General features: G+C 37.0%; 10 protein-coding genes. 4 read left to right on the top strand and 6 right to left on the bottom strand.

Going from position 1 to position 12,963, the window contains the following annotated elements:
* The first annotated feature begins 76 nt into the window (after positions 1 to 76).
* Positions 77 to 247: a hypothetical protein gene (locus Q0V26_RS13130; RefSeq protein WP_297482220.1), complete on the top strand. Its 171-nt coding sequence runs from the start codon at positions 77 to 79 to the stop codon at positions 245 to 247.
* A gap of 174 nt (positions 248 to 421) precedes the next feature.
* Here the strand turns inward: Q0V26_RS13130 and Q0V26_RS13125 are convergent, their stop codons facing one another.
* The 5 genes from Q0V26_RS13125 to Q0V26_RS13105 all read right to left on the bottom strand — a co-directional run bounded on the left by Q0V26_RS13125 (position 422) and on the right by Q0V26_RS13105 (position 4,724).
* A complete protein-coding gene (locus Q0V26_RS13125; RefSeq protein WP_297482217.1) occupies positions 422 to 1,573 on the bottom strand; it encodes an iron-containing alcohol dehydrogenase in 1,152 nt (383 codons plus the stop codon).
* 256 nt (positions 1,574 to 1,829) lie between these two features.
* Positions 1,830 to 2,072 carry a hypothetical protein gene (locus Q0V26_RS13120; protein ID WP_297482215.1) on the bottom strand — a complete coding sequence of 81 codons (243 nt, stop codon included), beginning with the start codon at positions 2,070 to 2,072 and terminating at the stop codon, positions 1,830 to 1,832.
* A 380-nt stretch (positions 2,073 to 2,452) separates the two neighbouring features.
* Positions 2,453 to 3,085 (bottom strand): deoxynucleoside kinase, encoded by a 633-nt coding sequence (locus Q0V26_RS13115; protein ID WP_297482212.1) that lies wholly within the window; start codon positions 3,083 to 3,085, stop codon positions 2,453 to 2,455.
* A 12-nt stretch (positions 3,086 to 3,097) separates the two neighbouring features.
* Positions 3,098 to 3,436, bottom strand: a complete 339-nt coding sequence (locus Q0V26_RS13110) for a DUF1971 domain-containing protein (RefSeq protein WP_297482209.1) — start codon at positions 3,434 to 3,436, stop codon at positions 3,098 to 3,100.
* Positions 3,437 to 3,701: 265 nt separating this feature from the next.
* Positions 3,702 to 4,724, bottom strand: a complete 1,023-nt coding sequence (locus Q0V26_RS13105; protein ID WP_297482206.1) for a HoxN/HupN/NixA family nickel/cobalt transporter — start codon at positions 4,722 to 4,724, stop codon at positions 3,702 to 3,704.
* Between the two features lie 382 nt (positions 4,725 to 5,106).
* Here Q0V26_RS13105 and tpx point away from each other — a divergent pair, with 382 nt between their 5' ends.
* Complete coding sequence (tpx, locus tag Q0V26_RS13100; RefSeq protein WP_297482203.1) at positions 5,107 to 5,604, top strand: thiol peroxidase; 498 nt, start codon at positions 5,107 to 5,109, stop codon at positions 5,602 to 5,604.
* Between the two features lie 58 nt (positions 5,605 to 5,662).
* Here the strand turns inward: tpx and dpaL are convergent, their stop codons facing one another.
* On the bottom strand, positions 5,663 to 6,835 hold the full coding sequence (gene dpaL / locus Q0V26_RS13095) for a diaminopropionate ammonia-lyase (protein WP_297482200.1): 1,173 nt from the start codon (positions 6,833 to 6,835) through the stop codon (positions 5,663 to 5,665).
* 499 nt (positions 6,836 to 7,334) lie between these two features.
* Here dpaL and Q0V26_RS13090 point away from each other — a divergent pair, with 499 nt between their 5' ends.
* Together Q0V26_RS13090 and Q0V26_RS13085 are read left to right on the top strand one after the other, a co-directional pair.
* Positions 7,335 to 9,824, top strand: a complete 2,490-nt coding sequence (locus Q0V26_RS13090) for a GH92 family glycosyl hydrolase (RefSeq protein WP_297482197.1) — start codon at positions 7,335 to 7,337, stop codon at positions 9,822 to 9,824.
* Positions 9,825 to 10,083: 259 nt separating this feature from the next.
* Positions 10,084 to 12,549, top strand: coding sequence for a GH92 family glycosyl hydrolase (locus Q0V26_RS13085; protein ID WP_297482194.1), 2,466 nt, complete (start codon positions 10,084 to 10,086; stop codon positions 12,547 to 12,549).
* The last annotated feature ends 414 nt before the right edge of the window (positions 12,550 to 12,963 follow it).

Below are 12,963 nucleotides of genomic sequence, written 5' to 3'. Positions count from 1 at the left end.
TATACAATTCTTGTATATGGTAAGACAGATGGTGCTATAAGTGTTGTTATAGATATTACCGATATTCAAGCGTTCTATGGTGCTCGCTAAATGGATTCGCCCTGAATTATTTAAAGATCTAAATCCTGAGCATACTTTTGAAGAGATGAATAAGCAGCTTGGTGATCATGGTGTGAAGAGTATTTTTGGTATCAGCAGTTTTGAAGTAATGCTAAGTCGTCTTAATTTAGTTAAAGAAACCTATTGAGTTGTGATATTAGATCAAAAAAAGACCACGGATAATTAAATCTGTGGTCTTTTGTTTTTCGACGTGTGTAATAATTATTTTTTACGTAATAGAGATAAGAACTTTTCTCTTGTTAGCTTCGATATATTAAATGCTAACCGTCTTTGTATTAATTTAACGTTATTATTTATCAAGTTACATGCGAGCTTTAAAAATATTAACGATTTCTTCTAGGCTAGCTTTACGTGGGTTAGTTAAAGAACATGCATCATTAAGGGCGTTTTGCGCCATAAATGCGAGCTTATCTTCTGTAACACCAAGATCTGTTAAACGTTGCTTTGTGCCTACCTTTTCAGATAGTGCATCAATCGCTTCAAGGGCTGCGTTAACCGCTTGCTCTTGTGTCATCGTTGCCGTATCAATCCCCATTGCTTTGGCGATATCAACAAAGCGCTCAGGTACTTGCTTGGCATTAAAGCGTGATACTTCAGCAAGTAGAATAGCGTTACATAGACCGTGTGACAGGTCGTAAACACCACCTAATTGATGCGCCATTGAGTGCACGTAACCGAGAGAAGCATTTGAGAATGCCATTCCCGCTAAGTACTCACCGTATTGCATTGCATCACGAGCAGCACGATCTTGACCGTTACTCACGACGGCTTCTAAGTTATTAACAATCAACTCAATGGCTTTGATTGCTGATGCATCCGTGATTGGTGTTGCAGCGGTTGAAACATAGGCTTCAACCGCGTGAGTTAATGCGTCCATACCTGTGGTTGCGGTTAGGAACTTAGGCATTGCGACCATTAGTTCTGAATCATTAACGGCAATAATAGGGGTGAAGTGCTTATCAACTACTGGGTATTTAGTTTGATCTTGTTGGTTAGTGATGATTGCAAATACAGTCATTTCTGATGCCGTACCCGCTGTTGTATTCACTGTTACCAATGGCAGCTGTGGCTTTTTCGATAAGTGAACACCTTTAGAGTAATCACGAATATGCCCACCGTTAGCTGCAACTAATGCGATACCTTTTGCAGTATCGTGTGAAGAACCACCACCAAATGAAATCACGAAGTCTGCTTTGCTTTCAGCCAATAGGGCAAGACCATCTTCGATATTTTTCTCTGTGGGATTAGGCTGCACACCATTATAGATAACGTAATCAAGGTTATGTGCTGTCAGCTCATCTGTTAGCTTATCAACCAGACCCACTTTAATTAACACACCATCAGTAACGATAAGTGCTTTTTTCAATTCTTTTGACGCTAATTCAGCCCCTAGAGATTGAATAGCATTAGGACCCATTAAGGTTACAGGTGGCATGTAAAATACATTGCTCATAGTAAAACTCCGATAATTATTGATTAATTTATAATGACTTACCGCGATAGCCATAAGTCTGAATTTGTTTGATGTTTTGTTATTAATTGGTGGTGATGTAATGTGCTATATCGAACTTATTGATTGTTATTTGTGTCGATGCGGTCATTCTACGCCCTGCTAATTTAGTAACAATAGGGATAAAACCAAAACACTTTTACCTATGTGTAATAATTAAATTGTGGGTAAATTGTTTGTTTCGTATATTGATTAACTATTACTTATCAGCTGCTGACAATAATTTTTCTGAAAATGTCATGTGGGTGTTTTTAGTGGATAACACTATTCCTGAATGTGATTTATCAGCAGTACCATTTACTGTGTAATGACGTGCAATTACAGTGTTATTAGCTTTATTGTTGAAGCTAACATTACCTGTGAATGCGCCATCACGTGCTGAGGCTGTGTAAGATGTGGTGATAATAGCAGTAGCGATAATTGTTTTAATAACTGTTTTCATGAGTCGTATAACCTTATCTTTATAATTGTTTGTCAACGCTGTCTGCGTTTCGATGGGGTTATATTAACAATTACCAAAAACAAAACAATAGCGTAAAAATGTAAAAGATTATTACCTTATTGTAATGGTTGGCATGATAAAAGTAGATAGTCGGTAGTTTGTTGAGATATATACAAAATCACTCTAAGAGTTGTATCAACTTTTAAACGTAATTAATTTTTAGGTTTTTTTTTGGGGGGGAATATTTTTGAATTTTACACGGTGAATTGAGGTTAAAGGCAGTAGCTCCGATTTCATATAATAGTTATTACATGAAATCGGGAGAAGGATAATAATAGATGTATTTCTTAATTTTATATTATTTAATCTTCATAATATAATTATTCTAAATTCAAGCTAGATAATTTAACTCTTAGTAAATCCATCGCATTTGGATTATCCCAATCAACTTCGATTAATGTCGTTCCCATTTTATGACAAGCTTGAGGTAATACGGCGTCATGAAATGCACTCAGATCAGTCAAATAACGTAATGATAAGGTCATTTCTTCGGGACGAGCTCTTTTTCGCATTCGTTGATAAGCAATTTCTGGCTTAGTTTTTAGGTAAAGACAATAATCGATTGTTGGGTAGTCATGAATTTTAGCAATTAAATGTTTATAGCAATCCATATGTTTGGCGGCATCTTCAACGGTATTTTCATAGTTTGACATGCAAGCATGGGTAAAGACGAGATCGCTTAATAAAGATCGTTCAATAACGTAACGTTTATTAGGATTTAAATTTTTTAATAAATTAGATCGTTGTGTTGTGATGTAATACTGAAAATTATTGCGAGCATTAACATTTGATGGATCACAGCTAAATAATCCCAGTAATCGTTGAAATTCTGGATCTGTATCTACGGGCTCTAAAATAGTAACGGCTTGTAGCATTGCTGCGAGTTTAGGTAATAAAGTCGATTTACCTGAGCCAATATTGCCTTCAATACATATAATGAGAGCTTTCTGCATATACTTATTTCTCTATTTTTTACCTGAAAATAAGACTTCGTTTTTCTTATCTGCATCAGACCAAAAATTAATATTAAATTGAGCATCATCCGATAATTCAATACGGTGCCAATATTGAGGTGGACTGGTGGCAAATTGACCTGCATTTATTTCTACACGCACTTCTGGTTCTGTTGCGGTGCTATTAGCAAAGCCGTAATAAACCACTTGCCCTTCCATTACACAGAGTTGACCAAAGACATCTTTAGCCGTGTTGTGATGTGACAAGAGTACTGGCGGTACATTGTCCTTAGTAAAAAATGCTGTTGACCGTTGAATTGTCCAATTTTTAGGAATTCTTAAATGGCTCATAAGTACGCTCCGCTAACGCTTTAAAAGATGTATAAATAATACACCTTTTGTGGTTGATTTCAAGCTAAATGATAATCATTGTCATCTTGTTTGTTCTTTTCTGTATTAAGTTATTGTTTTTATATGATAAATAAATCGAGATATTTTTGATTATGATAGTGAAGCGGTATTTTGAAGTGAAAATATCTAAGTTGAGAGAAATTCTATTATTAGGTTTAGATAAGAGGCCATTAAAAATACGGCCTCTTATTTTTAATTTAATAGGTTAGATTGGCTGATCAAGTTTATCGTAACTGCGTAGCTTATAATTAATAATAGACAGTACCCAACAGCCAATAAATATCGCAATGACTCCAATACCGACGATACCAAAATGATCGGTCATGGTATTAATGCCATCCCAAAATGAACCGCTTAATTTTAAACTTGATGCAATGGCGCTTAATGCTTCTAAGCCACCAATGATCAACGCCATAATCACAGAAATTCCAGTAATGGTCATATTGTAGTAAAGCTTACGTGATGGTTTTGAGAATGCCCACCCATAGGCGCCAAGCATCACTAGATTATCCAGGGTATCTATTAATGACATACCAACAGTAAATAAAACCGGGAAGATCATGATTAACCAGATGTTCATTCCTTGAGAGGCATTGGTTGCTGATAGTGCTAATAACGTAATTTCAGTTGCAGTATCAAAACCTAATCCAAATAAAACCCCAATAAAATACATATGCCAACTTTTATTGATAAATTTAAATGAAAAATGGAATAGTTTATTTAATGGACCGGTTAATTGAATATTTAAATCCGCATCTGTTGGACGAATACCTTGTTTATAAGCATTGAATTTTTTATAGACCGAAAGAAAAATTCTAAGGTTGATATAGGCCATAATTAATAAAAACAAAATAGAAACGCTAGTACCTATAATGCCGCCAATATCGCTGATAAAAGGGATTTTTGACTTAAATGTACCAACGGTTAACGCAATGGCTGCCGCGGCTAGCATTACAATAGTTGAATGGCCTAGCGAGAAAAAAGTACCAATGGTGATGGGCTTTTTACCTTGTTCCATCATTTTTCGAGTGGTGGTATCAATTGCTGCGATATGATCAGCATCTACAGCATGGCGTAAACCTAAGGACCATGCTAATAGCGACATACCAAGCATTGCAGGGTGTTGATAGAAGGCAAGTACAGCAATTACCCACACTATTATATTGATCAAAATAAGGCTAGATACCAGCCATATCGCGTTTTTTTTCGTATTATCGCTGATTTTCATTATATTTAGTCTCTAGTCTTTATTGATTATGTTTAGAACGTTACGCTAAGAGGATGAGTGAAAATTAATGTTTATTAGTAGCGCAAACTAAATATAATAGTTCTGTTTTAATAATAGTTATCATTCTCTTTACTTTTGATGGTTAGTTTTGTTCAAGTATTGAATTTATAATATTTTATTGTTTTCTATCATTGAGTTATCTTTTTTACAATCAACAATAAAGCCACTTTTTATTTGTGGGTTATACGTTATCCGCTATTATAAACATCCCTTTGAGGTATGTATTTAATTTTTAATGGTTGTTATATCGAGAAAAGTAGCACAGTATATTTGGGCTCTTTAAATACAAAAATAATTTAAAAGAATCAAAAAGGTGAATGCTATGTCAGTAACTGTTGAAGGCAAAAAATTATCAGTATTAGGTCAATTCCCACAAGCAGGACAACAAGCGCCAGAGTTTACACTTTGTGGTGCAGATCTTGGTGATTTGACACTGAGTTCACTTAAAGGAAAGAAGATTGTTTTAAATATTTTCCCAAGTGTTGATACACCTGTTTGTGCGATGAGTGTACGCGCGTTTAATCAAATGGCTGCGGATGTTGATAATACTGTTGTGGTTTGTATTTCAGCCGATCTGCCATTTGCTGCAAGTCGTTTCTGTGCTGCAGAAGGGCTTGAAAATGTTAAAACAGCGTCATTTTTCCGTGAGCCTCAGTTTATTCAAGCATACGGTGTAAATATTAATGAAGGGCCATTAAAAGGTTTAGCTGCGCGTGCTGTGATTATTTTAAATGAAGATGGTCAAGTGACTTACAGTGAACGCGTTGCTGAGATCAAACATGAACCTAATTATGAAGCAGCAATGATGGCTTTACGCTAAAAAAAGAATCCCCTCTAGCTTATAGGTTAGAGGGGTTTTTATTTATTGACGCTATTGATTAGATATTACAACCTTCCCAAACAATACGGCGATAACGGATTGGATTGGTGTCACCTTCAGTACTAAAGATCATAACCACAGCATCTTTATTTAAGCCTATTTTTTTAGCTTCAATTTTTCCTGATTCTGTTGTCATTAATTGATAAAGAATGCCCATTGATAATGCGCCAGATTCACCACTAACAATGCAGTTATCACCTTGTAGTGGGTTACCTAAAATACGCATACCTAAAGCAGTAATACTGTCTTCTGCTGAGATAAATGTATGACCACTATCTCGTAAAATTGGCCATGTTATTGGGTTGGGCTCGCCACAAGCAAGACCTGCCATAATAGAAGATAGCTCCCCTGTTACATTAACTATTTCACCCTTGTTCCCTGAACGGTAAATGCAATCAGCGGCTGATGGTTCACCAATCATCGTTTTTATATTTTCGGAGCCTAAACGATCCACTAAGTAACCTAATATTCCCCCCGCCATTGCACCAACACCGGCTTGTAGCATGACATGAGTTGGTAAGCCTTCGTTGGTCTCTTCCGCCTGATCAATCGCTTCATCTGCCATTGTCATGTAACCTTGAGAAATCCAAGTGGGAATTTGTTCATAACCATCCCAAGCTGTATCTTGAACCAGCATCCAGCCATTATTTTTAGCTGTTTTATTGGCTAAACGCACTGTATCGTCGTAATTAACATCTGTAACGATGCATTTAGCACCTAATCCATGGATACGTTCAATACTTGCTTGGGGGGAGCCTTTTGGCATATAAACAACCGCTTTTTGTCCCATCTCCCTTGCAGCCCAAGCAACCCCAGCACCATGGTTTCCTGCTGTTGCCGTGGTAAAGACTAATGGTTGCGTTAATTTATTAGCGACTGTTTTTAAATCAATTTCATTAATATTAATATTTAAATGATCAGCTAAAACACGACCTAATGCATAAGATCCACCCAGCACTTTAAAAGCATTTAAGCCAAAACGTTTTGATTCATCTTTTACTAAAATAGCTTTAACACCAAGAAGGGCAGCCAAATGTGGCAGTGAAATTAATGGCGTTGGTGTATAGCCTTCAATTTGTTGATGAAAAGCACGTGTTTCTTGAGCTATTTTTTGAGTAAATAAAACACTTTTATTGCCGTTATAATGTTGGTTAGCTGATACTTTTAGCATGGCGTTCACTTTACAATAAATACGTAGAAGAAAGCGGCAAATAACAGAATATATTTGCCTTTATAAATGCTTACTTATTAATAAAAGTAATTGCTTGATAATATAAACCAATTGATGCTGAGTCTATATGTATTCGAGTTTTCATTATTTATCTCTTTTTATGCTTTAAACTCGCACAAATATTTATAAATAGTGTGTCGAGTTTTACCTAATCACTCTGAAATTATTGCTGTTGCTGCTTTTCATTGATAGTGCCGTTATATGCATAATAGAGGTTTTTTGATATGAGAAAAATAAAACTGTGATATTGAGTCCAAAGAGAGCTTTAAAGGAATATGCGTTATGTCACAGCGAATAATTGCGGTTACAAAAAGCCAGTGAATGCGTAATTAATCCTATATATCCTATCACTAAGTTTATTGATAATTCAGTTAGAATTTTTCAATCGTAGTTGTCGATATAACAATCTACAGCTAACGAAATAAGCTAGGGAATGGATATGTCGACAATGAAAATAATGCCTTTGGCACTGATGGTCGCAGCAGTATTAGCTGGGTGTAATAACGAAACGATAAATAATACGACCATTGTGCCAGATAAAGATCAACCTGCGATTGAGTTAACGGGTAACACTAAATTTGTCGACCCATTTATTGGTACTGGCTTTAATGGTCATACTTTTCCGGGGGCAGTGGTACCTGAAGGTATGATGCAGCTTTCACCCGACACTGAATTGATGGGGTGGCATTCTTCATCAGGTTATCATTACGATAAAGATACGTTATTTGGTTTCTCTCATACTCACCTAAGCGGTACTGGTATGGGGGGATTAGGCGATATTCTATTTTTACCGTTTACTGAAGATAATCAAAAATATATCGAAGATAATGATGATTACCGTAACGCTATTTCAGTGAAAATGGATAAAACAACTGAACATGCTGAAGTTGGCTATTACAGCGTAGAAATTGCAGACAATGATATTAAAGCTGAGCTAACCGCTTCTGAACGGGTTGGTTTCCATCGTTATACTTATCCTCAATATACTGATCAGAAATTAAAAATTGATTTAAATTCTATATTAAACAGTGATTGGGGCTCTACGTCATTACGTAATCAATTAACGGTCAGTGATGATGGTTATACGATCACGGGTGAAAGAGATGCCGCACATTTTTCTGGATGGGCTAAAAATCAAAAAATATTCTTCTATGCGACCTTTGATAAAAAAATCAAGAACGTTGTTATTCTGGCTAACGGTAAGCCTGTCGATGGATTAACTGCCGAGCATGCATCAGTGTTACTTCATGATGAAACGGGTAAACCAGTGAAGCGTACTAAAGCGGACGTTACCGCTTATGTTGAATTTGAAGCTGGTGATACCCAAGTTGTAAATGCTGCGGTAGCAATCTCTGCCGTGAGTGCTGATGGTGCTAAAGCAAACCATGATGCAGAAGCTCATCAGTCATTTGATGAAGCTCGCGCCAGTGCCGTTAAAAAATGGCAACGAGCATTAAATTTTGATGTGAAAGGTGGTACGCCAGAGCAAAAAGAAATTTTCTATACTGCGCTTTACCATACAAAAATAGCCCCTCAAGTGCATCAAGATGTCAGTGGTGAATTTAGAGGTATGGGTAAAGGTTCTATTCGTAATGGCGAAGGTGAATATTCTATTGCTTATGGTCAAGCAACGTCTGAACAACCAAACTTTTCGGTGTATTCATTATGGGATACTTTCCGTGCGTTACATCCATTAAAAACCATTACTGAGCCTGAACGTGCCGTTCAATATGCCAAGAATATGGTTCAGAAATGGCGGGAAAGTGGTTTATTGCCTAAGTGGGAACATCTAGGGGATGAAACAGGCACCATGATTGGTTATCCCGCGGTTGCTGTTATTGCTGATGCAATCACCAAGTTTCCGAATGAATTTACGCAACAAGAAAAACAACAAGCACTGCAAGCTGCGGTTGAATCATCCACTTATGATAACTATGCAACATTAGCGCAAGAGTGGGATCTTGATGTATTAAAACGAGTTCTACCTGATGCCATCAAATTTTCTCAGCAACAAGGTTTTGTACCTGTCGCGAATGAAAATGCTGAAAATATTAAAGAGTCGGTATCTTACGGCTTAGAAAATGCATTTTATGATTGGGCTATTGCACAAATTGCTAAAGCTGCGGGTAATACTGACATTGAGCAACAATATTTAGCGCGATCAAAAGCATTTGAACGTTACTTTGATAACAATCCAACTGAATATGCCAAGCATGGCGTAACTGGTTTTATGCGTCCATTAACCATTGATGGTGAGTTTATTTCGCCATTTGATCCGTATAATACGGCTCATGAATCAGGTCCTTATGCAGAAGGTAATGCATGGCAATGGACTTGGTTTGTACCGCATGATATTAAAGGTCTGCAACAGGTCATGGGTGGGCAAGCTGCGTTTGCGAAAAACTTAGATGCGACCTTTACCGCCGGTAGTGAAGGTACAGAAACAGCCGATATGTCGGGAATGATTGGCCAAGTAGCCTTTGGTAATGAGCCATCGCATCATATTCCATACCTTTATAATTGGACCGCGGAACCTTGGAAAACCCAAGAAGTGGTCGATTATATTTTAGATGAAATGTACTTTGCAGAACCTGCTGGCATTATTGGTAATGAAGATGTTGGTTCTATGTCGGCATGGTATGTGATGTCTGCAATGGGTTTCTATCAAGTTAACGCAGCAGCACCTATATATACTGTTGGACGGCCATTATTTGATGAAGTACGTTTACCTGTAAAAGACGGTTTCTTTACCGTTAAAGCGATTAATAATGCCGATGGTAATATGTATATAAAATCGGTATCAATTAATGGTAAGAAATTAGATAACGGTTTGTTCTTTCATCACTCTGAATTTAAAGTCGGTGGCGAACTTAAATTTGTGATGACAGGTGATAAATCTCAAGCTATGCAAGCTTCATTCATTGAATAATTAGAGTTAACTAACTAAACAAATAAATAAAATAATCGGCAGTCATTTATATTTAATGGCTGCTTTTTTATATATTAATATTGTTGATTATTACGTTGAACCAATGTCACTAAAATATAAGGTGGTGATAAAAATCCAGTAAATGTTCTTTTTTGCTACTATTTAAATGGAGTGTTTATTTTTATTATTAATCGAATATAAAGTGAGTTGATATTTATCTAACTCGTTACCCAACTATCAATAATATAGGTTGATAATAATGATAAATAAACTGAGTCCAATAGCATTTTCTATTGCATTAGCGATGGGGTTAGTTGGTTGTAATTCTGATGATACATCGGTATCTAAAGATAATATCACTCCAGTTTCAGACGCATATTTACAATATGTAAACCCTTTTATTGGTACTGGTGCTGATGGCCATACTTTTCCTGGTGCGGTATATCCATCGGGAATGGTACAGTTAAGCCCAGATACTGAGATGGATGGTTGGGGCTCTGCTGCGGGTTATTTTGATCATGGCAAGCAACAAGATATTCCCGTTTATGGTTTTTCACATACTCATTTAAGTGGTACTGGCATCACTGATTTAGGCGATATACTTGTCCTACCGTTTACTGAAAAAAATAACGCAACTTATAATACCTTTGATAAAGCGAATGAAATTGCAGCAGCGGGTTATTATTCTGTTGAATTAAATCGTGGTGATATAAAAGCGGAATTAACCACAACAGCACGTGTGGGTTATCATAAATACACTTTTGCTAAAGACAGTACTCCTTTTATTAAATTCGATTTAGATCATACGTTAAATAAGAGTTGGGGTAATCGTACCACTGTCGGTAATATTGAAATAATTGATAAATATACTATTCGAGGTCAACGTAGTTCAGATGGTTGGGCAAATAATCAACATGTCTATTTTTATGCGAAATTTAACCAACCGATTGTGAAAGCAACCGCATTAATTGATGGGGTTGAAACGAGCGTTAAATTAAATAATGATAATATTGAAGCGGTTAAAACAATCGCTTATTTAGAGTTTGCACCGACAGATCAACCATTAGAATTAAAAGTGGGTCTATCTCCTACGGGCATTGACGGCGCAGAGAAAAACCTTAATGCAGAAGTACCTGCGTGGGGCTTTGATAGTGTGTTAGTGCAATCTCAACAGGCATGGCATAACGAGTTAGCCAAGGTTGAAGTTGAAGGTGGCACTGAAGATCAAAAACAGATTTTCTATACTGCGTTATACCATGCTTCTATTGCGCCAATGATTTTCCAAGATGTGGATGGTCAATATCGTGCAATGCGAACCCAAGAAATTAAAGACGCTGGGGATACACCTAACTATTCAGTGTATTCAATGTGGGATACCTTCCGCGCTTTCCATCCGTTACAAACGATTATTAATCCACAACGTGCGACAGAATATGCTAATGATTTAATTCGTAAATATAAAGATGGCGGTATGTTACCTAAGTGGGAATTACAAGGCCACTATACGGGTACGATGATTGGTTTTCCGGCCATTTCAATTATTGCTGATGCAATGGCAAAGGATTTAAAGGTGAATGCGCAAGATGCATTAGAGGCGGCAGAATTCACCGCGCGTTATCATGAGAAAAGTGAATTTCCAGATTGGACTGACGATCAAAACATTGGTGCTGCAAATGTGGTGCAAGTGAAGGTTTATGAACAAAATAAATATGTTCATCATGGCTACTGGAACTCAGCATCTTATACCTTAGAGTTTGCTTATGGTGATTGGGCAGTATCAGAAATTGCGCGTATGGCAGGTGATGTAAAACTGCAAGACGAGTTTTTAAGCCGTGCTGATAACTGGTTGCAGCATTGGGATAAAGTTAGTGGCTTCTTACGTCCGAAGAATCACCCATTAAGTGTTAGTCCGAATAAACCTGCATCACAATTTAATCAGCCTATTGATGAATCGCGCAAAGATGAATGTGTGATGATAGATGTGGTACAAACGGATGGTAGTAGCAAAGCAATGGAGCAATGCCCACTATTGCCATTTGATCCGTATTTTGTTGATGAATTTGCCTTTACTGAAGGTAATGCATGGCAGTGGAAGTTCCAGCCAATGCATGATTTTGAGCGTCTAAAGCAAGAAATTTATGCAGCTGATGTTGCTCAAAATAAACCGAATATGACGCCTGAAAAATCATTCCGTGAAGACTTAGATGAGTTGTTTACTGCTCGCTCTTCAAATACTGGTGAAGAACTGCCTGATTTAACCGGTTATATTGGTCAATATATGCATGGTAATGAGCCGTCACACCATATTCCATACTTATACAATTTGACTGATGAGCCTTGGAAAGCACAGGAATACTTAGATCAAATCATGAACCAGTTCTATACCACTGAACCGACAGGTTTAATTGGTAATGAAGATGTGGGCCAAATGTCAGCATGGTACATCATGAGTGCTTTAGGCTTCTATCAAGTAACACCTGCAGATCCTACTTATTCAATTGGTCGTCCATTGTTTGATAAGGTTGCGATTGATGTGAAGGGCGGTGAATTTACCATTGTGGCTGACAATAATAGCCCAGTGAATAAATATGTGCAGTCAGTCACCATTAATGGTCAACAGCTAGGTGCTAACCTAACCTTTAAACATAGTGATATCAAAGCTGGTGGCGAATTACGGTTTGTGATGACGGGTGATAAGAAACAAGCATTACAGGCGATTTTTTAATTAACAAAAATTAAATGAAAATGTATCGTCTTAAAATAGGTTGATGATTTTTAATGAAGGCTAAGTGCATCGCACTTGGCCTTTTTCATACGCTTGATTTGGTGTTTGTATTGCCAAGCATAAATGTGGGCGCATGTTATTAACAGTACATTCGTGTGCAGAATCTGTAAGTCTGGCAACATCAGCAACTATATTATGGTGGGCTATTAGTATTGCCTAACATGATAAAAAAGAGGGAAAGTAGGACGGGATTATATTACACATTAAATACTATGCCTAATAAGCATGTGTTGCTGGGCAATAATTGGCTCAGCGGGCAATAGTTTGCTCAGTTGTGGGCAATAATTTGCTCAAAGTACTAGCTGAAATGTAATGCCTATTTTTATTTTGTTGTAATTCAGTTGGTTAAGGTTG

Source organism: uncultured Photobacterium sp., from assembly GCF_947039875.1.
Taxonomy (GTDB): Bacteria; Pseudomonadota; Gammaproteobacteria; order Enterobacterales; family Vibrionaceae; genus Photobacterium.
The sequence above is the reverse complement of the archived record's forward strand: the minus strand, read 5'-3'. Positions and strand labels throughout refer to the sequence as shown.

Bases quoted from the DNA above. Each gene is read 5' to 3' on its own strand.
- tpx (WP_297482203.1), top strand. From the start codon at position 5,107: ATGTCAGTAACTGTTGAAGGCAAAAAATTATCAGTATTAGGTCAATTC.
- Q0V26_RS13130 (WP_297482220.1), top strand. From the start codon at position 77: ATGGTGCTCGCTAAATGGATTCGCCCTGAATTATTTAAAGATCTAAAT.
- dpaL (WP_297482200.1), bottom strand. From the start codon at position 6,835: ATGCTAAAAGTATCAGCTAACCAACATTATAACGGCAATAAAAGTGTT.
- Q0V26_RS13110 (WP_297482209.1), bottom strand. From the start codon at position 3,436: ATGAGCCATTTAAGAATTCCTAAAAATTGGACAATTCAACGGTCAACA.
- Q0V26_RS13090 (WP_297482197.1), top strand. From the start codon at position 7,335: ATGTCGACAATGAAAATAATGCCTTTGGCACTGATGGTCGCAGCAGTA.
- Q0V26_RS13120 (WP_297482215.1), bottom strand. From the start codon at position 2,072: ATGAAAACAGTTATTAAAACAATTATCGCTACTGCTATTATCACCACA.
- Q0V26_RS13085 (WP_297482194.1), top strand. From the start codon at position 10,084: ATGATAAATAAACTGAGTCCAATAGCATTTTCTATTGCATTAGCGATG.
- Q0V26_RS13105 (WP_297482206.1), bottom strand. From the start codon at position 4,724: ATGAAAATCAGCGATAATACGAAAAAAAACGCGATATGGCTGGTATCT.
- Q0V26_RS13125 (WP_297482217.1), bottom strand. From the start codon at position 1,573: ATGAGCAATGTATTTTACATGCCACCTGTAACCTTAATGGGTCCTAAT.
- Q0V26_RS13115 (WP_297482212.1), bottom strand. From the start codon at position 3,085: ATGCAGAAAGCTCTCATTATATGTATTGAAGGCAATATTGGCTCAGGT.